Here is a 21,337-nt window from a genome sequence, read left to right as displayed (position 1 = left end):
ATGAAAAAAATATTTATACTCGCTGTAGCCGCAATTTCATTTGCTGCATGCCGCAATGCAAATAATCAAACATCAGAAACAACATCAACTGTATCTGTAGGAAATGATACTTCAAAAACAGCTAAAGTTGCACCTGCAGATGCTCCGGTAATTGTTTTTGAACGTGATATTTTTGATTTTGGTAAAATAGAACAGGGAGAAAAAGTAAAACACGATTTTAAACTTAAAAATACAGGTAAAAGTCCGCTTATTGTTTCAAATGCAACAGCAACTTGCGGCTGTACTGTGCCTCAGGTGCCAGGCGAACCTATTTTGCCAGGTAAAGAAGGTATTATTAGCGTAGTTTTTAATAGCGAAGGCAAAATGGGCATGCAAGATAAAGTGGTAACCGTTACCTCCAACGCAAACCCAACAGTTACCACAGTACATTTGGTAGGTGAGGTACTTGCAAAAAAATAAATTGATTGATGGTTTACTGCAATTGCGCACAGATCATCAACTATTCATAAAAACAAATAAATAAGAAATGACATCAACAGTAATTTTACAGGCAGCAGCAGGCGGTGGTAATATGCTTACTACAATTGTACCAATGGTATTGATCATGGTAGTTTTCTACTTTTTTATGATCCGTCCGCAGGTTAAAAAAGCCAAAGATCATAAAAAGTTAGTAGCAGAATTAGGTAAAGGCGATAAAGTAATTACCACTGCAGGTATTCACGGAAAAATTATTGATTTAAACGAAACAACTTTCTTAATTGAAGTAGAAAGCGGAGCTAAAATCCGTTTCGATAAATCAGCAGTTTCTTTAGATGCTACCAAAGCAGTTGTAGCAGCAAAAGCTTAATATTTAACATAAATTTAATAAAAATGCCACCTCATGGGTGGCATTTTTATTTATTGTGCGGCAAGGTTTATATCTATATTGTATTTGACCCTCACCGGCATACCATGTTTTTTGCCCGGGCTCCATTTAGGGCAATCATTTAAAACCCGTAATGCTTCCTCCTTTGTGCCATAACCAAGATCGTTTTTTAAAGATAAATCTGTTAACGATCCATCTTTTTCAACAACAAATGTAACGTATAACTTCCCGCTAATCCGGTTTTTCACAGCTTCTGTAGGGTATTTATAGTTTCTACCCAAATACTTATAAAATTCTGCCATTCCCCCTTTAAATACAGGTTGTACCTCCATTTTATCATAAGTAATTTGTTTACCATCGGGCAATGTGGTAATGCCGGATTTAAATATCCCATTGTTATAAATTTCTTCGTAACTGCCATTGTTGCTAATTCCTTTCCAAATACCATCTTTATAACCGTTAAGGTAATTTCCTTCTTCAACCTCATTTTTATTTGAAGCCTTTTTAAATGTTCCATTGCCATCCTTAATAAATTGGTTACCCAAAGAATCTATTCCTGTTATCCATCTCCTTCGGGGCTTTTCCGGAATTTTAGCATTTTCATCCTGTTCATCGTACTGGAATACGCTTTCGAGCTTACCATCATCATAATAATAGGTGCATAGCCCGAATAAATTACCAGTTTTAAAATTTACTTTTGAAGTGAGTATCCCTTTTTTGTTATAACTTTCTTTAATTCCTTCGTAAACTATCTTAGGCTGAAATTTTGAAATCGTAGCCACTGTTTTCTCTTTATTATCTGGATAAAATTCAAATAACCTGTATAACGATGGAGTATCGGTTTCTTGAATAACCCTACGGTAATCGTAATCGTTTTTGTTTTCGGTAAGCATATCTTTTTTAAAATAAGATACCATGGTTCTCTTTTGAGCAAAGGCATTAATAAATATAGCTAAAGTAAAGAGCGTTAAAATATATTTTTTCATGTTTAAATAATTATCTACTACGAATATAGTTATCATATGTATAGTCTTGCTATTTATAAGATTAATTTATCATTAAACACATAAGTTTTTGAGCGGCTGTTTAGTTTTGCTACATTTGACGCAACTGTTGTAATCGGAGAAAAAGCCTTACGCACTATATTTACATAATGTTATGCCCTTTATTAGATTAACTAAAATTGAAAAAAGACGTGTGTTTAGCCTATTGGCCTGCTTAATGCTGGCCATTGCTGCATGGCTTTTTATGGCACTAAACAACAAATACATTTACACCGCCAAAACAGTACTGGTATTTAAAAATACGCCAACCAAAAGGGCATTTTATCCATTACAGTCTGATACCATAGATTTGCAGGTAGAAGGAACCGGCTGGCAGTTATTGTTTGCCCGTTTACGGATTAGTCCGCCTTCAGTTTCGGTTAATTTAAGTCAGCTTAATACCAAAGATTTTATCGTTTTTTCCGATCAGTTATTTAACATTAACAGGCAGCTAGAAAGCACCCAGAAAGTAATATCAGTTAAGCCTGATACCTTGTATTTCGATTTTACAAAGCGCGTAGTTAAAAAAGTTCCTGTAAAACTGATTGATAAGCTGAGTTTTGAAAAGCAATATGGCATTTCGAGCGAGATCATCCTCAACCCAAAATACATTAAGGTTGCCGGCCCGACGGAAGAATTGGCAAAAATAAAATTCTGGCCAACCGATACACTCAAACAGGATAAAATACAGAACAGCAGCACTACGCGCATTGCTTTACAACATAGTATTCATAAAAATGTAAGTATTTATCCCTCGTCGGTAGAAGTTAAATTGCCAGTAGATGAGTTTACCGAGAAAACCATCGAAGTGCCTTTAAAGGTTTTAAATAACCGCAATTACAATAGCATTAAACTTTATCCAAAAAAGGTAAAGGTTTCGTTTTTAGTGGCATTAAGCAATTACGATCAGGTTGATGAGAGTTTTATTACCGCTACAATTGATGTAGATGAGTGGCAAAATTTACATCACCGGCAGTTCACAGTGAAAATAACCGAATTTCCGGATTATTGTAAGCTGGTAAAAGTAGTTCCTTCCAAAATAGATTTCATTGTAGAAAAATAATGTACAAAGCAGGTATAACAGGTGGCATAGGAAGCGGTAAAACTACTGCTTGTAAGGTTTTTGAAGTGTTGGGAATCCCTGTATTTTATGCAGATACTGTTGCCAAGGAAATTATGTGTAAAGATGCTTTATTGGTAGAAGGTGTAAAAACTGCCTTTGGCAAAGAAAGTTATTTTGAAGATGGAAAATTAAATAACAAGCATATTGCAGGCATTGTTTTTAACAATAAAACAGCTTTGGCTCAACTCAATGCATTGGTTCATCCTGCGGTTTTTAGGGCTTTTGATGCTTGGGAAGATACTATCCCGGTCACTACACCTTATACCTTAAAGGAAGCAGCCCTCTTGTTTGAAAGTGGCTCGTATAAAATGTGTGATACCACAATTCTGGTTACTGCCCCATATGAAGTTAAAATAAACCGCGTAATGCAGCGCGATGGTGTTACCGCTGAACAAGTGAAGGCCCGGATGGATAAACAATTGAGCGATGAGGAAAAGGTAAAATTAGCCAATCATTTTATCTTAAATGACGAACAACAATCCATTATTGAGCAAGTTTTGGCTTTACATCAGCAATTTCTTCTTGCAGCCAGACAAGCTAACGGAATCCAGGCCTAATCTACTTAAATCATTCTCTTTAAATTCTTTCATCCAATCATGATTTTAGCAGATTTTATTACCATTACCCCAACAGGTTTATATTGTGTTTATGGCGATTTTTATCTCGATCCGCAACAACCTGTTAAAGAAGCAGTGGTTTCGCATGCACATGGCGACCATGCCATCGGCGGAAGCCAGAATGTGTATTGTACAGCTGCCACAGCAACTTTTATGAAACACCGTTACCGTAAATTTGCAGCCGTTGATTTTTTTACAAAAACATACCACGAAACCTTTAAAATAAAAGATGTTAGCCTAACTTTTTTTGCTGCCGGGCATATTTTGGGCTCTGCACAGATTTTAATGGAGTATAAAGGAGTGAGGTATTTATACACAGGTGATTATAAAATTGAGCCGGATGCTACCTGTGAGCCTTTCGAATTTGTTGAAGCAGATGTGCTGATCACTGAGAGTACATTCGCAAATCCTGACACAAAACATCCTTCCCCAGTTGATGAGATTAGAAAACTGAATGAAACAAATTCAAATATCATGTTAGGAGCTTATGCGTTGGGGAAAAGTCAGCGTATTATTCAGCTATTAAATGATTATTGTGCTGGCAAGAACATTATGGTTCACCATAGCATTATGCCTTTCGTTAAAATTTATGAAGATTATGGTATAAAATTAGGGAACTACAAAATGTACGATAGAAAGGTCATGAAAAATAACCATGAGCATCAGGTTTACATTGTGCCACCGATGGTTTTTCACAGTTACCATAAGGCCATTAATGTGGTACGTGCTTTTGCCTCAGGATGGAAAAACCTGCAGCAGCAAAATGGAATTTCACTTTACATTTCAGATCATGCCGATTGGGATGCAATTTTAGAAACCATTGAGCAAGTTAAACCAAAACAAGTGTGGACATTGCATGGCGACGGTAAACAGCTTAAAAATTATTTTGCAGATAAACTTGAAGTAAAAATACTTAATTAGCAATTATAAATCGTTTGATTGTTTTTAAGATAGAATATCCTTTATCCTGAACTTGTTTCATGATCTTGAAGTATATATATGAAAGAAGGCGAAGATTTTTATTTAAATGAAAATGGATTAATGGTTTTTACCGAAAACTACCATTTAAAACGAGGCTATTGTTGCAAAAATAAATGCAAGCATTGTCCGTGGGGATACGGGAAAAAGAAAGAGAAAAATAAATAACTGGCTGATATTCTGCTTGCAAATTCAAAGAAGTCAAGTTTAATCGGCGGGTTCAGAAAAAAAACTTGACTTTTTTTGATTAAAAATTTCGCTGGAAAATTCAAAGAAGTCAAGTTTAATCGGCGGGTTCAGAAAAAAACTTGACTTCTTTAATAATTAAGCTTGATTACGTTTTCGTAAAACGGACATATTCATAAATATCGGTTAAACACAAGGTAAATCCCATCGAAACAAGTGTTAATGTATCAGAAATTTTCCCGTATCGATTCAAAAGCCATTTTTTCTCCTGATCAATATGATAAGCATCCACTGATACCGATTCCGAATCGATCATAATGTATTCTTTTGATGAAGGAATATCTTTATAGAGGTTAAATTTTTTGCCTTTGTCGTAGCTTTTGGTTGAGGGAGATAGTATTTCGATAATTACTGTGGGTAAAATTGAGGTGTCTTTATCAATTTCGCTGTGTTTTAATCCATTACAATAAATCGATATGTCAGGATAGGTAAATAAAGTATTTTGAGGGATGTTTATTCGTTTGTCGCTTCCATATGCCCTGCAAGTTTTCCCTTTAAGTTTGTAAACTATTTCTCCAAAAACGTTGCTGAAAATCTCGTTATGATCATCTCCTGCGCCAGACATTTCAAAAATCTCTCCTTGAAAATATTCATGTTTAAAATTTGATTCTTTTTCCATTTCAAGGTATTCCTCAACGGAATAGTGCCTTTTATGATAAGCTACAGCTGGTTCATTTACAATCTCATCCATATCCAAACATACAGTATATTCTCCGTAATGGCTTAAACTATAAGCGATTAAACGTTTAAAACGGCTATTCGGTTAATGATGCGGATTATAGGCTATTTAAATAGATTAACTGAATATACCCCCAACAGTAAACTGACCTTGCTTGGTTAACTGAAAATTGCTAACTGAAAACTGAACTTACTTGGTTAACTGAAAACTGCTAACTGAAAAATTGCTAACTGACCTAGTGTCCGGCGAAGAAACCGATGAGTGCTACGCCAATTCCAAGTAATACAGCTATCATTTTGCGGGTATTGATTTTATGATCAGCGCTCGATTCAAATAGGATAGTAGTAGAAATGTGTAAGAAAATACCGATTACAATGCCCATAATTTTATTAAAATAAGCATCTAAACCTCCAATAGTGCCGTTACTTAAGCCAACGCTAACATAAAAGCCCAGTGGTGCCATAATAGCGAAAATAAGAAGGTAAAATACAATGCTGCTTTTTTTAAAATGATTTTGCATTAATATGCTGGCAAGCGCAAAGGCCGCTGGAATATGGTGTAAAGAAATTCCGAAAATTAATTCGTTGTGTTGTTCTTTTGCTAAAGGCATTCCTTCTAAAAAGGCATGCAGGCATAAACTGATCATAATTCCGAAAGGAAAAACATGCCCATCATGGTGTTTATGGATGTGGCCGTGCTCTACACCTTCAGAAAATTGTTCCAGAAAAATCTGCAAAAGGAAGCCAATCAATATAAAAATGCCAATTTCCGATTTGTCTGTACCGCTGTAAGCATCAGGAATTAAATGTAAAACGGTAATGGCAAACAGATAAGCACCGCTGAATGATAAAATCAATTTCAGCAATTTTGATTTATCACTTTTTACCAAAAAGATAGCTGCTCCACCTAAAAAGGCACAGAAAAAGAGCACGCAAAGTTTCCAGATTTCCATAGTTAAAAATCAGGTTGTAATTTTTTAAATATTCTTGAACAGATAATTCCAATTGTGATGCCCAGCAAAGCACCCGTAGTTACATCAACAGGATAATGAACCCCAACATATACCTGCGCAAAACTGATGATGAACGCCCATAATAAGCCAATAGGCAAAATGGGTTTCCACCTGCTGTAAAAAATACAGATTAGAAAAACGGCTATGGCAAAGTGGTTGGTGGCGTGGGCAGAAGGAAAACTTAAACCACTGCCGCAAGGTACACGATGAATAATGTAGTTGGAGAGGTTTAAATCATTACAAGGCCTAACGCGCGATACCCATGGTTTTACTACCCTTGAAGCAATTAAATCGCCCATGGCAAAAGTAAAAAGTACCATGCCGATGATGTAATATCCCTGTTTTTTATATTGTTTGATGCAAAAAATAATGATAAAGAGATAAAGTGGCGACCAAAAAAAACGGTTGCGCATTAAAGGCATCAGCCAATCAAAAAAACTGTTCGAAAGCCCACGGTGGATTTTCAAAAACAAGTCTACATCAAATTGCTGTATGCTTTCTATCATGCTTTTTTACAGATTAAAATTAAGCGGTCAGAGTTGCACTCATCAAAATCATCCAAGCCATAGCTGCCAAATGTTTTTTCGATCACCATACCGGCTTTGGTAAGCATGCGCTTAAAGTCTTCAAAACTGAAAGCCTGAACGCGTTCTTCAAAATTATACACCTTTTGCTTGTCCTCGAAATTAATCTTTTTGATAATTTTACCATCAACCACATTTTTAGTGATGTGAAAGGTGATGCCATCAAGTGATTTTGTTTCGCAGGAATTTAGGTTGCGTACAATCTTTTCAGTATTAAAATAATCTAGCACTAAAATACCTTCAGCTGTTAAGCATTTTCTAAACGTTTTAAGTGCATTAACATGATCTTTTTCGGTATCAAAATAACCAAAACTGGTAAATAGGTTTAAGGCAATATCAAAGTAATTGATGTAAAAAAGCCTGCGCATATCGTGTACCAGGAAATGCAATTTACTGTTTTCGAACTGTTTGGCGTATTTGATGCTTTGTTCTGATAAGTCAATTCCGGTAACATCGAAACCTTTTTTGTTGAGATAAATAGAATGGCGGCCTTTGCCACAGGCAATATCCAACATTTTGGCTTCTGCCTTTGGGTGAAGAAAATGGGTAAGTTTGTCGATAAAAAACTCGGCTTCGGCATCATTTCGTTGTTGATATAGAATATGATAATATGGCGAATTAAACCAATATTGAAACCACTTGCGCTGCATATAAAAGCCGTTTTTATCTTAAAAAGATGCAAATATAAGCTTTTACAATCGCTAGTAAAGTTAGAATATACTTTTATGCAATAAAGTTGCAAGAATATTATGATCTGGTTTTTGTCTCTAATCATCATAAAGCCCATGCGTTAATATTTAAGTTGGAATTTTTTTTCAAAAAGATCAAATCAACCTGTTCAATTAAACACACGTTTGTTTTTGATGCTTTGCGCAATTCTATAAAATTGATCGTTTAAACAGATATAAAAACAATGTAAATTAAGTTGCGCAAGTCTGCCAAAATAGCGGCTGTCTTGTTTTTTTTCGTATTTTTGAGTCTCAAATAAATTATATAAAGTGACTTTAATAAAATCGATTTCAGGAATACGAGGAACCATTGGTGGAAGGGCTGGCGACGGCTTAACACCATTTGATATTGTGAAATTTACAGCTGCTTTTGGAAGCTGGGTAGTACAAAAAACAGGCAATAAAAGGATCGTTTTAGGTCGCGATGCCCGTATTTCGGGAGAAATGGTAAACAATCTTGTTATAGGAACTTTGCAAGGATTGGGTATTGAAGTAATCGACCTCGGTTTATCAACCACACCAACGGTAGAAGTTGCAGTACCTGATGAAAATGCAGGTGGTGGGATCATTCTAACTGCCAGCCATAACCCTAAACAATGGAACGCCTTAAAGTTACTTAATGCAAGCGGCGAATTTATCAGTGATGCTGATGGTAAGGAAGTATTGGATCTTGCAGAAAGTGCAGATTTTGATTTTGCTGATGTAGATAAACTTGGAAAAGTAATTAAAAACGATACTTATCTTCAAAAACACATTGATAAGGTTTTAGCCTTACCATTGGTGGATGTTGAAGCGATAAAAAAAGCTGATTTTAAAGTTGTAATCGACTGTGTGAATTCAACCGGAGGTATTTTTATCCCGGCTTTGTTAAAAGCATTGGGCGTAAGCAGAGTAACAGAATTGTACTGTACCCCGGATGGTCATTTTCCGCATAACCCCGAACCGCTTCCAGAAAACCTGACTGAAATATCAAAAGAAGTGCAGAAACAAAATGCCGATTTAGGTATTGTTGTTGATCCTGACGTTGACCGTTTATGTTTCGTAAATGAAGATGGCAGTATGTTCGGCGAAGAATACACTTTGGTTGCAGTTGCTGATTATGTGTTGAAAAATACACCAGGCAATACTGTTTCAAACCTTTCATCAACCCGTGCTTTACGTGATGTAACTGAAAAAGCCGGTTCAGAATATAATGCATCAGCAGTAGGAGAGGTAAATGTAGTAAACAAAATGAAAGCTACAAATGCCATTATTGGTGGCGAAGGAAACGGAGGAATCATTTATCCAGAATCGCATTACGGTAGAGATGCCTTGGTTGGTATTGCCTTGTTTTTAACGCATTTAGCTAAATTTGGTAAATCGATCTCAGTATTAAGGGCCAGTTATCCTCAATACCACATTTCTAAAAATAAGATTACCCTTACCCCAGAAATGGATATTGATAACCTGTTGAAACAGGTAGAAGAAAAATATAAAAATCAGCCATACAGTACAATTGATGGTTTGAAGATAGAATTTGATAAAACTTGGGTACATTTGCGTCGTTCCAACACCGAACCGATCATCAGGATTTACAGTGAGGCAGAAAATGAAACCATTGCAGAAAGTTTAGCAAACAAGATTATTTCTGATATTAAAGAAATATTACACCTTTAATCTTCAAAAGGATTATTGGTTTTAGCATACCGGTCAGGGTTTAATAAAACGATTAAACCCTGATCATTTAACAACAGAGCTGGCTTTAGCAAGTTTGCTTTACAACACACTAACTTTTAAATATTCGTAGAAATGAAAAGGGTCTATTTAGATAATGCAGCCACCACACCTTTAGATGCGGCAGTAATCGCAGAAATGACAAACGTAATGGAAAACTATTTCGGTAATCCATCTGCCATTCATGCGCTTGGTCGCGAGGTAAGAACGCTTGTAGAAAAAGCCCGTAAAACCGTCTCTGGTTTATTAAATGCATCCCCATCCGAAGTGTTTTTTACTTCAGGCGGTACCGAAGCCGATAATACTGCAATCCGTTGCGGCATTGCTGCTTATGGCTTAAAGCATGCCATTACCTCTAAAATTGAACACCACGCTGTTGAGCATACCTTAAATACCATGCTTAAAAATGGCGAAATCGATAAATTGAGTTTTGTTAACATCGATGAAAAAGGAAATGTTGATTACAACCATTTAGAAGAATTGCTTCAAAATAATGAGCGGACTTTTGTTTCACTTATGCATGCCAACAATGAATTGGGTACACTAACAGATATGGTTAAAGTAGGCGATATCTGCGAAAAATACAATGCCATTTACCATGCCGATACCGTGCAAACCATGGGCCACTACCCACATAATGTACGCGAACTTAAGGCACATTTTATTGTATGTGCAGCACACAAGCTCCACGGACCTAAAGGTGTTGGCTTTTTATATGTAAACAGTAACATCAAAATACCACCGATGATTTATGGCGGTGCACAAGAGCGCAACATGCGTGGAGGTACCGAAAATGTATATGGCATTGTGGGCTTGGCCAAGGCTTTAGAAATTGCTTATGCCGAAATGGACCAGCACCAGGCGCATATTCAGGGTTTAAAAGATTATTTGAAAGCACAACTGATTACCGAAATTCCGGGCATTGCTTTTAATGGCGAAACCGATGCCGATAAAAGTTTGTATACCGTATTAAATGTATCGTTCCCGGAGATGGACATGGCCGATATGCTGTTGTTTAACCTTGATATCAATGGTATCTGTGCTTCTGGCGGTAGTGCCTGTTCTTCAGGTTCTAATATTGGTTCGCATGTGTTAAATGGCATTAAAGCTGATCCAAACCGTCCATCCGTGCGTTTTTCATTCAGTAAGTACACCACAAAAGAAGAGTTGGATTACGTTATTGAAAAAGTTAAAATGGTAGTAAAGCAAAATGCTTTGGTATAAAAATATCATTAACCAAATAGGAGAGTCTCAATTAATTGGGACTTTTTTTATGCGCCAAAAATAGTGTTTTTTTGAAAAGCCAAGGCAGTATTTCATTTTAAGTGCTTGTCCTGCTTTCCGTTCCAAGTCCTCGCTGCGCTGTGGGCTTTACACTTCAATCAGGTTTAGTTACCCAAGCTGGTGCTGCTATTAACGTTAGTATAGCTTGATGCCTAATTTCTTAACTGCCTTAAAATCCTAAAAATATGGCAGGTTTGCAACAACCATTTAAACTAATAAATTCTCTTGCAGAACTCAAAAATAAAACTTATATTTAATTAAGATTAAGGCAGTCCGCGCCATTTTAATGTAATTCCCAAACGAAACCTTATCAATTTCCTCATGGTATAAGGTTAGGCAAATTTAAAAATAGCTTTCCAATATTATTAAAATTGTTAACCAGAAAACTATCTAAGTTTTCATTAATCTATATCGTCATGGAAAAGAGCAAAAACAATCAGCCCCTTGAAAACGCAAAACCAGAAGAAAAATTAAATGGAGAAAGGAAACACATTTATAAGTTTATCCTGAACCCGTTTTCTTTTGAATCTTCGAACCATTTTAATAAAATTCATAAAAGAAGATTTCATTCTTTCGGATGCATTCATGAATTGGGTAAACTGCCTGGGGCAATGATGTAATAGAATCGTCATTTCGACCGCAATGGAGAAATCTTTCTATATCGTTCAAAGATTTTTCCATTTCGCTGCGCTTTAGTCGAGATGACGCTAGATTTTAGGTATTGGCTAGTAGTCGTAAAGTATGTCTCCTTAAAAGGTTTTAACGATACACTACGATTAGAAGGTAAATGTTCGCACTATTGCATCATTTCGTCATTTCTGAGGATTGTCTAAGAAGCATACATATAGTAGAATCGTCCTTTAGATTTGTCTAAGTATTTTATTTAGGGATTAATTGAAATTACGATTAGTTTAGCTATGACTAAAATATTTAAAATGTTACCTAACCGGTAGCGGCACATTAATGATTCGTCAAGGTTTTTATGCCTATGGAATGATGCAATCCGCTACCGGTTTTTCTCCCTTAGTGACCAGATAACAATTAGGGAATTACCCATTATTAAGGACTTGGATCGATGGGCTGGAATTAGGTAACTGTTGCAAACATAAAAATAATAAGATGATTGTCACTACAAAATTCTTCATCGGTATCGATGTTTCAAAACCTTATTTCGATGCTTCCCTTATGGCGGTTGTCAGCCATGTAAAACAGGCTGTCGATACTGCCCGATTTGATAACAGTATCACAGGGATCAAAGCTTTTGACAGGTGGCTCAAGAGCCATAGGGTTACTATGGATGAACATTCACTTGTTGTGATCGAAAACACCGGTATCTATCACCGCCTGATCTGGTCTTTCTGCAGCAAGAAAAATCTTCCCATCCACATTGGCAATGCGGCACACATCAAGTGGAGCTTTGGGATAGCCAGGGGAAAGAATGACAGGATAGACAGCCTTCGCTTATGCAACTATGCCTATCGGGAATCAGACTCTTTGACTGCCACACCTCCGTTAGACCCTGTTCTGATACACCTGAAGGACTTTATATCTGCCAGGACAAAGCTGTTGAAGCAGATAACCAGTCTAAAAGTTTCCATTAAAGAGCTGGGAAATGTAAATGAGAAGCCACATCAGAAGCTCATTGAGAGATCGCTGAAATCAGCCATCGATGGAATAGCCCGGTCCATCAAGAATATTGAAATGGAGATCAGAAAAATAATAGGAGAAAACAGGGCTTTCAAAAGCAATTACGAACTTCTGGTCAGCATACCGGGAATAGGACACGTGACTGCCATATACCTTATTGGATGCACAGCTAATTTTGCAGGTAGCCCAAGCGGAAAACAACTGGCCTGTTATGCAGGGGTAGCCCCATTTGAGCACAGCAGCGGCATTAGCATAAAGGGCAAACCAAGAGTTCATAGGATGGCAAACAAGGAACTCAAAAGACTATTGCACCTGTGCGCCTTGTCCGCTATCCAAAATAATCCAGAAATCAGGAACTATTATAACAGAAAAAAGGATGAGGGAAAACATAGCATGAGTATTCTAAACGCCGTTAGAAACAAAATAGTGCTTAGGGTAGCCTCGGTAATAAAAAAACAAACACCGTTCAAAAACAACTATAATTTAGCCGCATAAATTTGTAATTGTCATAACAATCATTTCGACCGCAGTGGAGAAATCTTTCTATATCGTTCAAAGATTTCTTCATTTCGTTGCGCTCCAGTCAAAATGACGCTAGATTTTAGGTATTGGCTAGTAGTCGTAAAGTATGTCTCCTTAAAAGGTTTTAACGATACACTACGATTAGAAGGTAAATGTTCGCACTAGCACTTCATTTTTTGATTTCTGAGTAGGGTGGAAGAAGCATACATATAGTAGAATCGTCATTTCGACCGCAGTGGAGAAATCTTTCTATATCGTTCAAAGATTTCTCCATTTCGCTGAGCTTCAGTCGAAATGACGCTATATTTTAAGTATTGGCGATCAGTCGTGACGTCTGTCTCCTTAAAAGGTTTTAAAGATACACTACCACTATAAGGTAAATTTTCGCACTAGCACTTCATTTTGTCATTTCTGAGCAGGGTGGAAGAAGCATACATATAGTAGAATCGTCATTTCGACCGCAGTGGAGAAATCTTTCTATATCGTTCAAAGATTTCTCCATTTCGCTGCGCTCCAGTCGAAATGACGTTAATTTGCAATGCTTGTTTTTGGCGTTAAAGCCTGTTTCAATGGTTAGTGATTATTCTGCATGTGTAAATCCCATTCTTAAAACAACTATTAAAAACAATCTTATTTCTCGCTTGTTCATTTAATAAATCAATTTACAATTACTATGGAAACGAATAAAGAAAAAGGTAAAGTTGTTGAGAACGATTTACTTGATAAAACAGCAGATGATATTAAAGAAGATAGAACACTTGATGAAAACAAATCATCCAAAGTAGGTACTAACTTATTTGATAAAGATAAAGACCGTAAAAATAATTCGTTTGGTCCGGGGCATGAGCCAGGTACCACACCAGGTTCGGGAATATAATTTTTGTTTATTCACGATCAAAATCATTAAATTTAAACCACGGCATTTGCCGTGGTTTTTTTTAGCTTAACCTCAAAATGGAAAGAAGAAATTTTATCAGGAATTCGGCATTGGCTATGGCCTTGCTTTCGGTTTATAAAACAGATGTTTTTGCACAGCAAGAATTAATGCGTGCTTATAACTTTAAGCCCTTACGTAATAATGTGGGTATATTTATCGAGCAAGGTGGCACAATTGGCTGGTTAAATTCCAGTAATGGTTTTGTTGTGGTAGATGCCCAATTTCCAACCACGGCTCCGCATGTAATCGACGAATTAAAAAAACTTGGCGATAAACCTTTCAAATATTTAATCAACACACACCATCATGGCGACCATACCGCAGGTAATATTGCGTTTAAAGGTTTGGCCGAAAAAGTTGTGGCGCATCAAAATTCTTTGGTAAATCAGAAAAGAGGTGCAGAAAAAGCCAATAATCTCGATAAACAATTATTGCCCGATACTACTTTTGGAACAAAATGGAATGCTAAAGTAGGCGATGAAAACATTAAAGCCTACTATTATGGCTCTGGTCATACCAACGGAGATGCCGTTTATCATTTCGAGCATGCAAATATTGCACATGTAGGCGATTTGGTTTTTAACCGCAAGTTTCCATATATCGATAGAGAAAATGGTGCGCATATCGGCAATTGGATTACAGCTTTGGATAAAATTTTGGCGCAGTTTGATAAAGATACCTTATTTATTTGGGGACATAGTTTAGATCCGGAAAAAGTTACCGGAAATAAGGAAGATATAAAGGCTTATCAAAACTACCTTCAAAACTTATTAACTTTCGTTGGCGATGAAATTAAGGCCGGAAAAACCAAGGAAGATATTTTAAAAACAACCACAATACCCAATGCACCAGAATGGCAGGGCGAAGGGATTCAAAGAAGTTTAACTGCTGCTTATGATGAGCTGAAAGGGGTTTAGAAGATTTTCGTCATTGCGATAAGGCTTTTTCAGCCGAAGAAGCAATCTCATAAGCGGTGAATATTATCTTGTCCTAATTTATTAGGAAATGACTTTTTTGCTGTTAATTTTTGAACGCATTAATCCATGGCTAATCCTTCGACTCCGCTCAGGATGACAAAGAGCGTATTTAGTATTTATGTGACAAGAACATCCAAATCTTTTTTCAATTTATAAACGTTCTATATTTAAAATAATCCTTTCAACGTCACTCAATTACCGTAGGCTTTAGTGTTTAACAACTATATTTGTTACAATTCAAAATCTACAGCATATGGATGATTTTATAGCAGCCCGTTCCCAAATGGCCTTATCATTAGGCTTTCACATCATTTTTTCCTGTATCGGCATGGTTATGCCTTTCTTTATGGCTGTTTCGCATTATAAATGGCTTAAAACAAACGATGAGGTATATAAAAACCTCACCAAAGCCTGGAGTAAAGGTGTGGCTATTTTTTTCGCTACGGGCGCGGTATCGGGTACCATGTTATCTTTCGAACTGGGCTTGCTTTGGCCAAAATTTATGGATCATGCAGGTCCGATATTTGGTATGCCTTTCTCTTTGGAAGGAACAGCTTTTTTTATTGAAGCAATAGCACTGGGTTTCTTCCTTTATGGGTGGAACAAGCTGAATAAATGGTTTCATTGGTTTACAGGGATGGTAGTTGGGGTAAGTGGTTTAGCTTCCGGAATTTTGGTGGTAGCTGCAAATGCATGGATGAACAGTCCGGCAGGTTTTGATTTTGTAAATGGAAAGTACCTTAATATAGATCCTATCCAGGCCATGTTCAACAAAGCATGGTTTAGTCAGGCTTTGCACATGTGTTTAGCTGCGTTTACCGCAACCGGTTTTGCTGTGGCAGGTGTGCATGCTTTAATGATATTGAGAAATAGAAATGCAGCGTTTCATTTAAAAGCCTTTAAAATTGCTGCAATATTTGCCTGTATCGGTGCATTGTTGCAACCTTTAAGTGGAGATATATCCGCAAAAGATGTAGCTAAAAGGCAGCCTGCTAAGCTTGCGGCTATGGAAGCATTATATAAAACTGAAAAGCCCGCGCCACTTTTGATTGGAGGCATCGTAAACGAAAAAGATAAAACGGTAAAAGGCGCAATCAAAATTCCTGGAGCATTAAGTTTTCTGGCCCATGGCGATTTTAAAGCAGAAGTTAAAGGTTTGGATCAGATACCAGAAAATGAGCATCCACCAGTAGCCATAACACACTATGCTTTTCAGGTCATGGTTGGCATTGGTACGCTCTTGCTGTTTATATCCTTAATCTATTTCTTTATCCTTTTTAAAAAGAAACCTTTAACGGAGAAACGCTGGATATTAAAATTATTTGTTTTTGCAATTCCGCTCGGTTATCTCGCTTTAGAGGCCGGCTGGGTAGTTACCGAGGTTGGTAGGCAACCATGGATTATTTATGGCATTATGCGTACCAAAGATGCTGTTACGCCGATGCCGGGTATTGCCTATTCGTTTTATATCTTCTCGGCAATTTATGTTTCTTTAAGTATTATCGTAACGTTTTTGCTTTACCGCCAGATAAAAATGGTGCCTGTATTGTATAATAAAACTGAACAAAATAATTAATTAACCACAGATAAAAAGGATGAACACAGATGAAGGCTTGAAACTTATAGTCGAAATACCAAACTCTGTGTTTATCAGTAAAGCTGTGGCAAAAAAATAAATGATGGAACAAGTTGTAATTACATTTTTGTGCATGGCCATTTTGCTCTACTTTTTACTGGGTGGAGCAGATTTTGGTGCAGGTATTATAGAGCTTTTTACCTCGACAAAAAATCGGAGTAAAACCCGCAAAACGATGTACCAGGCCATTGGTCCCGTGTGGGAGGCCAACCACATGTGGTTAATTATTGCTATTGTAATTCTTTTTGTAGGCTTTCCGCATATCTATACCACCATGTCGGTTTATTTGCATATTCCGTTGGCGATTATGCTCATCGGAATTATTGCACGAGGCACAGCCTTTGTATTTCGCCATTATGATGCCGTTAAAGATGATATGCAATGGCTTTATAACCGCATTTTTCGCTATTCTAGTTTTATTACAGCATTATTTCTGGGCATTATTGCCGGAAGCCTGATTTCAGGGCATATTGATACGCAGGCCACAGATTTTTACTCTGCCTATATTGCTGGCTGGTTAAATTGGTTTTCGCTCGCTGTTGGGTTGTTCACCGTTGCGCTTTGTGGCTTTCTGGCGGCAATTTATCTTATTGGTGAAACCACCGAAGCACATGATAAACGCCGGTTTATAAAAAAAGCCGAATTTATGAATATAGCCGCTGTTGTTTTTGGGGCAATGGTATTTATAGCTGCACAACGTGATAAAATTCCATTGATTGATTGGGTTTTTAAAAGTTCAGTTGGCGTATCTGCCATTATTTTGGCTAGTTTATCACTCGTATTGCTATGGTATTTGTTGATTAAAGGAAAAACGAAGATTTTACGCATTTTAGCGGGCTTTCAGGTTACGATGATCCTCTTGGCGATAAGTTATGCCCATTTTCCAAATTTTATCCGTTTAAAAAGCGGAGATGCAATTTCGCTATTGGAAACCGTTGGGCCAGAAAAAACCATTTACAGTTTGGGTTTAGCGCTTTTATTGGGAAGTGTATTGATATTGCCTTTTTTGGGTTATCTGTTTTATAAGTTTCAGAAGAAAGAAGAGTAGATTTTTTAAGATCGGCTTGCTGAATTTATTTCAGCATCTTTTCTGCCTGTAAATCTTTAAATAAATTTAGGTGTAACTACACTAAAAAAAACAAAATATTGCTTTAAGGGCGTCATCTTTACTGAAAGCGAAATGGAATAGAGCGATCCACCTCAATAGATTTCTCCACTGCGTTGCACTCCGCTCGAAATAATTAATCTAAGGAACAAAAAAAGAGCATCTGTTTCCAAATGCTCTTTACCAAAACGTTTAAAAATATTATCTACAATCCACCTTTTCTATTCGATTTTGATTGTACCGGCCAGGTTGATGGTTTTCCGGTACGTTCGTTTACAGGTAAATCGGTTGCTTTTTCGGTAGAAGTTTTTTCGGGATCTTCACAAGCCATATATACCATAATCGCAGCCAAAATTACATTGCTTCTAATTTCGTCGAAAACCAATTTATCGTAACTGTCGCGGTTAGTGTGCCAGGTATATGTACCGTAATCCCAGCTGGTAGAACTTAATGAATAACCTAATGCTCCAGCTGCAACAAAAGAAGCAAAATCTGATCCACCAGCACCTGGTGTTCCCGGAAAACTGGTTTTGATCTGGTTTTTAATGGTATCAGGTACTGCAGCCAACCAACGGGTAATGTAATCTTTTGATTTAGCGAAACCTTGTCCGCCAATGTTAACCACCCGACCTGTACCGTTATCCTGGTTAAACAAAGCCTGAAGATTATTTACAACCTCAGGATGATCTTCTACAAAAGCTCTTGAACCATTTAAACCCTGCTCTTCACTTCCCCAATGGCCAACCAAAATGGTCCGTTTAGGATTAGGATAGATTTTTTTCAAAATCCGCATGGCTTCCATCATCAAAATAGTTCCCGAACCATTATCGGTAGCACCGCTTGCGCCATCCCACGAATCGAAGTGTGCCGATAACATCACATATTCATTGGGTTTTTGTTTGCCCTTAATTTCTGCAATGGTGTTAAAAGTAGGTACAGCACCTAATTTCTTCGAATCGGCCTCGATTCTTAATTTAGGCTTATCGCCATTTAGTGCCAGGCGGTAAACCAAGCCATAATCCTCAACGGATAAATCTAAAGTGGGTACTTTAATGGTATTTGCACCGAAAATTTTATCTACACCAAATCCCTGCGACCAGTTATTGATCACTACCGCTACAGCACCAGCATTTTCTAAGGCTACAGGTAAAGTTTTAGCAGATAAACCCGTTTTAGCTATACTTGCTGCCCAGGCTTTCGCTGCTTCGGTTTTTTCTTTTTTAAATTTTTCAAATAAGTCTTTTGTGGCAAACTCTTCCCAGTTTTTTTCTGGCCGGCCAGAGAGTTGGTTCATGGAAATTAAAACAATTTTGCCCTTTACATTAGGTAACCATTTTTGAAAAGATAACGAATCTGTGATTTCTGGAAGGATAATTGCCTCTGCGTTAATCGCTTTCCCGTTACTGGATGGACTCCATGCCAGTTGTGTGCCCTCTAAAGTTCTAACCCGCGGACTTATCAAATCGATATGGGTAATACCTCTTTCCCAGCCAGCCCATTCGCCCCATTTTTCGTTTTTGGCAGAAATGCCCCAATCGCTATATTTTTTTACTGCCCAATCGTTAGCTTGTTTCATTTGTGGCGAACCTACTAAGCGCGGACCAACAACATCCAAAAGTTCGTGTGCAAGTTTCTCTAATTGCGAATTTTCATTCACTTCTTTAACAATATTGTCGATTACTTTTTTGTCTTGCGCAAAAACGCTTGCCGAAGCGCACAGCAGAAGTGCAGAAAATAGTACTTTTTTATTCATAATAAGTTAGGGTTGTTTATTTGATGCGCTAATTTATGGAATTAGCGGTAGGGTTGGAGATGTTAATGGAAATGTTGCAGTTGAGTTATGATAATACCTGACCTCACCTATCAAATTTTTCCGTGCCATCTTTGTTTCTGTGGATACCTAAAAACTACTTTTCTGTATCTTATCATGAAATGGCAGATATTCAGCCAATGCTGCCGATCCATACCAATTGTATAATTCTGGTTCGAGTAATTTAGCCTTGATTGCAGGGTCGCTTTCTAACAATTGTTTGGCTTCTTCGATTGATTTTGTATTTAAAATGAAAATACCGCGGTAGTTTTTATCGTTTTTGCCCATCGGGCCGGCAACTACGAGTTTTTGTGCTTCGACCATTTTGCCCATGTTTGCCATATGTCCGGCAAATAAACTATCGGTTTTGGCTTTTGTTTCTGTAGTGTTGGTGCCTGATTTAAGCATCACGAGGACATACATTTTCATTCCATAATTATCCGCTCCGAGTTTTTTGGCTAAGGTTTCATCATAAGGAACTTTAGCTTTTTTCTCCTGGGCATGCACAGAAATAATGGCGGTGATCAGGAAGGTGAGTAATAATAGCTTTTTCATCTGATTTTTAGTTTGGTTAGTTTAAAAATAAGAAAAATCGCTGTTAATATTTCCCTCGCATTGAGGGCTGCGCAAAGGGTGGGGTGGTTTAATGTGCTAGCCAGGAAAACCTTTCAAAAGAACCACCAGCCTATGTTAATTAAACCTGATTGCCGTGGAAAGCCCGGAGTGTAGCGAGGACTTAAAGCAAAAAGCAGGACTGAACTAACCGAAGTTATTCAAGCCCTGCTTTTCTAAATATTATGTTGTTTTTGATACTTAGAACAGTGAACTAATGGCTTAATGAACTATTGGAAACCAACTAGTTGTTAATCATCTTAATAAAAGCACCCAATTTAGCTTTCATTGCCCTTCTATCTACAATGAAATCAAGGAAACCATGTTCTAAAACGAATTCTGCTGTTTGAAAACCTTTTGGCAAATCTTTTTTTATGGTTTCTTTAATTACCCTTGGTCCGGCAAAACCGATCAATGCACCAGGTTCGGCAATATTAATATCGCCAAGCATTGCATACGATGCTGTTACGCCACCTGTAGTAGGATCGGTTAACAATGAGATATATGGAACTTTAGCCTGACCCAGTAAAGCCAGTTTAGCCGATGTTTTAGCCATCTGCATCAATGAAAATGCGGCCTCCATCATACGTGCACCACCTGATTTTGAAATCATCAGGAAAGGAACTTTATGTTTAATGCTGTAATCGATTGATCTTGCAATTTTTTCACCCACAACAGAACCCATAGAACCGCCAATAAATGCGAAATCCATACAGGCAATTACGAGATCCTGACCTTCAATTTTACCAACTCCGGCACGGATTGCATCTTTTAAACCTGTTTTAGCCTGGCTTTCTTTAATCCTGTCGGTATAAGGTTTATTATCGTTAAAGTTTAGCGGATCGCCCGATGTTAAGTTCGGAAAAAGTTCTTTAAACTCGTTATTATCAAATAAAACCTCGAAATATTCTTTTGAGCCTACTCTCAGGTGGTAGTTGCAGTAATGACAAACATATTTGTTTTCCTGAAGTTCTGCCTGATGTAGCGGTTTTTTACAATTTGGACATTTATTCCACAAGCCATCTGGTGCTTCTTTTTTCTCTTCAGTTGTGGTAATGATACCTTTATTCTCTCTCTTAAACCAAGCCATATAATTTTTTAAAGAATTGGATTGCAAAGAAACGAAAAATAAAATAAAGTCGAACCTTATTGGCTGTAAAAATAGTCAATGGTTAGTTGGTAGATAGCCAATTGGCAATAATGCCAGAGTTGGTAACGT

The 21,337-nt window shown here is 37.2% G+C and carries 22 protein-coding genes; 14 read left to right on the top strand and 8 right to left on the bottom strand.

Annotated elements, in window-relative coordinates; all coding sequences use genetic code 11:
* Together ACZZZW_RS20500 and yajC are read left to right on the top strand one after the other, a co-directional pair.
* Positions 1-459: a DUF1573 domain-containing protein gene (locus tag ACZZZW_RS20500; RefSeq protein ID WP_463496217.1), complete on the top strand. Its 459-nt coding sequence runs from the start codon at positions 1-3 to the stop codon at positions 457-459.
* A 67-nt stretch (positions 460-526) separates the two neighbouring features.
* The gene (gene yajC / locus ACZZZW_RS20495; RefSeq protein ID WP_463496215.1) at positions 527-847 is read left to right on the top strand and encodes a preprotein translocase subunit YajC; all 321 of its coding nucleotides are present in this window, start codon (positions 527-529) and stop codon (positions 845-847) included.
* Positions 848-897: 50 nt separating this feature from the next.
* On the opposite strand, the gene ACZZZW_RS20490 is transcribed toward yajC, so the two are convergent.
* A complete protein-coding gene (locus tag ACZZZW_RS20490; protein ID WP_463496213.1) occupies positions 898-1,851 on the bottom strand; it encodes an energy transducer TonB in 954 nt (317 codons plus the stop codon).
* A 172-nt stretch (positions 1,852-2,023) separates the two neighbouring features.
* Between ACZZZW_RS20490 and ACZZZW_RS20485 the strand changes: the two genes are divergently transcribed.
* The 4 genes from ACZZZW_RS20485 to ACZZZW_RS20470 all read left to right on the top strand — a co-directional run bounded on the left by ACZZZW_RS20485 (position 2,024) and on the right by ACZZZW_RS20470 (position 4,794).
* A complete protein-coding gene (locus ACZZZW_RS20485) occupies positions 2,024-2,971 on the top strand; it encodes a YbbR-like domain-containing protein (RefSeq protein WP_055906021.1) in 948 nt (315 codons plus the stop codon).
* On the top strand, positions 2,971-3,588 hold the full coding sequence (gene coaE, locus ACZZZW_RS20480; RefSeq protein ID WP_055906018.1) for a dephospho-CoA kinase: 618 nt from the start codon (positions 2,971-2,973) through the stop codon (positions 3,586-3,588). The genes ACZZZW_RS20485 and coaE overlap by 1 nt, the downstream gene beginning before the upstream one ends.
* A gap of 39 nt (positions 3,589-3,627) precedes the next feature.
* A complete protein-coding gene (locus ACZZZW_RS20475) occupies positions 3,628-4,569 on the top strand; it encodes an MBL fold metallo-hydrolase (RefSeq protein WP_055906016.1) in 942 nt (313 codons plus the stop codon).
* 78 nt (positions 4,570-4,647) lie between these two features.
* Positions 4,648-4,794, top strand: a complete 147-nt coding sequence (locus ACZZZW_RS20470; protein ID WP_162235797.1) for a DUF5522 domain-containing protein — start codon at positions 4,648-4,650, stop codon at positions 4,792-4,794.
* Between the two features lie 166 nt (positions 4,795-4,960).
* Here ACZZZW_RS20470 and ACZZZW_RS20465 read toward each other — a convergent pair whose 3' ends face one another.
* The 4 genes from ACZZZW_RS20465 to ACZZZW_RS20450 form a co-directional block, all read right to left on the bottom strand.
* A complete protein-coding gene (locus ACZZZW_RS20465; RefSeq protein ID WP_463496209.1) occupies positions 4,961-5,563 on the bottom strand; it encodes a Uma2 family endonuclease in 603 nt (200 codons plus the stop codon).
* 223 nt (positions 5,564-5,786) lie between these two features.
* The gene (locus tag ACZZZW_RS20460) at positions 5,787-6,503 is read right to left on the bottom strand and encodes a ZIP family metal transporter (RefSeq protein ID WP_055906010.1); all 717 of its coding nucleotides are present in this window, start codon (positions 6,501-6,503) and stop codon (positions 5,787-5,789) included.
* Positions 6,504-6,505: 2 nt separating this feature from the next.
* Positions 6,506-7,069 (bottom strand): phosphatase PAP2 family protein, encoded by a 564-nt coding sequence (locus ACZZZW_RS20455; protein ID WP_055906007.1) that lies wholly within the window; start codon positions 7,067-7,069, stop codon positions 6,506-6,508.
* Positions 7,066-7,797 (bottom strand): class I SAM-dependent methyltransferase, encoded by a 732-nt coding sequence (locus ACZZZW_RS20450; RefSeq protein ID WP_463496206.1) that lies wholly within the window; start codon positions 7,795-7,797, stop codon positions 7,066-7,068. Before ACZZZW_RS20450 ends, ACZZZW_RS20455 begins: the two co-directional genes overlap by 4 nt.
* Before the next feature lie 348 nt (positions 7,798-8,145).
* Here ACZZZW_RS20450 and glmM point away from each other — a divergent pair, with 348 nt between their 5' ends.
* The 8 genes from glmM to ACZZZW_RS20410 all read left to right on the top strand — a co-directional run bounded on the left by glmM (position 8,146) and on the right by ACZZZW_RS20410 (position 17,639).
* Positions 8,146-9,531, top strand: coding sequence for a phosphoglucosamine mutase (gene glmM / locus ACZZZW_RS20445; protein WP_055906001.1), 1,386 nt, complete (start codon positions 8,146-8,148; stop codon positions 9,529-9,531).
* Between the two features lie 132 nt (positions 9,532-9,663).
* Positions 9,664-10,812, top strand: a complete 1,149-nt coding sequence (locus ACZZZW_RS20440; RefSeq protein WP_055905999.1) for a cysteine desulfurase family protein — start codon at positions 9,664-9,666, stop codon at positions 10,810-10,812.
* 476 nt (positions 10,813-11,288) lie between these two features.
* A complete protein-coding gene (locus ACZZZW_RS20435) occupies positions 11,289-11,492 on the top strand; it encodes a hypothetical protein (RefSeq protein WP_055905996.1) in 204 nt (67 codons plus the stop codon).
* Between the two features lie 499 nt (positions 11,493-11,991).
* The gene (locus tag ACZZZW_RS20430) at positions 11,992-13,014 is read left to right on the top strand and encodes an IS110 family RNA-guided transposase (RefSeq protein WP_463494156.1); all 1,023 of its coding nucleotides are present in this window, start codon (positions 11,992-11,994) and stop codon (positions 13,012-13,014) included.
* 700 nt (positions 13,015-13,714) lie between these two features.
* Positions 13,715-13,918, top strand: coding sequence for a hypothetical protein (locus ACZZZW_RS20425; protein WP_055905993.1), 204 nt, complete (start codon positions 13,715-13,717; stop codon positions 13,916-13,918).
* A 77-nt stretch (positions 13,919-13,995) separates the two neighbouring features.
* Positions 13,996-14,895 carry an MBL fold metallo-hydrolase gene (locus ACZZZW_RS20420; RefSeq protein ID WP_055905990.1) on the top strand — a complete coding sequence of 300 codons (900 nt, stop codon included), beginning with the start codon at positions 13,996-13,998 and terminating at the stop codon, positions 14,893-14,895.
* A gap of 313 nt (positions 14,896-15,208) precedes the next feature.
* The gene (locus ACZZZW_RS20415) at positions 15,209-16,531 is read left to right on the top strand and encodes a cytochrome ubiquinol oxidase subunit I (RefSeq protein ID WP_055905987.1); all 1,323 of its coding nucleotides are present in this window, start codon (positions 15,209-15,211) and stop codon (positions 16,529-16,531) included.
* 103 nt (positions 16,532-16,634) lie between these two features.
* Positions 16,635-17,639, top strand: coding sequence for a cytochrome d ubiquinol oxidase subunit II (locus ACZZZW_RS20410; protein WP_055905984.1), 1,005 nt, complete (start codon positions 16,635-16,637; stop codon positions 17,637-17,639).
* A 262-nt stretch (positions 17,640-17,901) separates the two neighbouring features.
* Here ACZZZW_RS20410 and ACZZZW_RS20405 read toward each other — a convergent pair whose 3' ends face one another.
* The 3 genes from ACZZZW_RS20405 to accD all read right to left on the bottom strand — a co-directional run bounded on the left by ACZZZW_RS20405 (position 17,902) and on the right by accD (position 21,208).
* Positions 17,902-19,449, bottom strand: coding sequence for a M20/M25/M40 family metallo-hydrolase (locus ACZZZW_RS20405; protein ID WP_463496200.1), 1,548 nt, complete (start codon positions 19,447-19,449; stop codon positions 17,902-17,904).
* 147 nt (positions 19,450-19,596) lie between these two features.
* Positions 19,597-20,061 carry a YciI family protein gene (locus tag ACZZZW_RS20400; RefSeq protein WP_463496199.1) on the bottom strand — a complete coding sequence of 155 codons (465 nt, stop codon included), beginning with the start codon at positions 20,059-20,061 and terminating at the stop codon, positions 19,597-19,599.
* A 301-nt stretch (positions 20,062-20,362) separates the two neighbouring features.
* Positions 20,363-21,208: an acetyl-CoA carboxylase, carboxyltransferase subunit beta gene (gene accD, locus ACZZZW_RS20395; protein ID WP_463496197.1), complete on the bottom strand. Its 846-nt coding sequence runs from the start codon at positions 21,206-21,208 to the stop codon at positions 20,363-20,365.
* Positions 21,209-21,337: the final 129 nt, after the last annotated feature.

This window comes from Pedobacter sp. AC379 (genome assembly GCF_979258145.1).
This window is presented reverse-complemented; position numbering and strand designations above follow the sequence as displayed.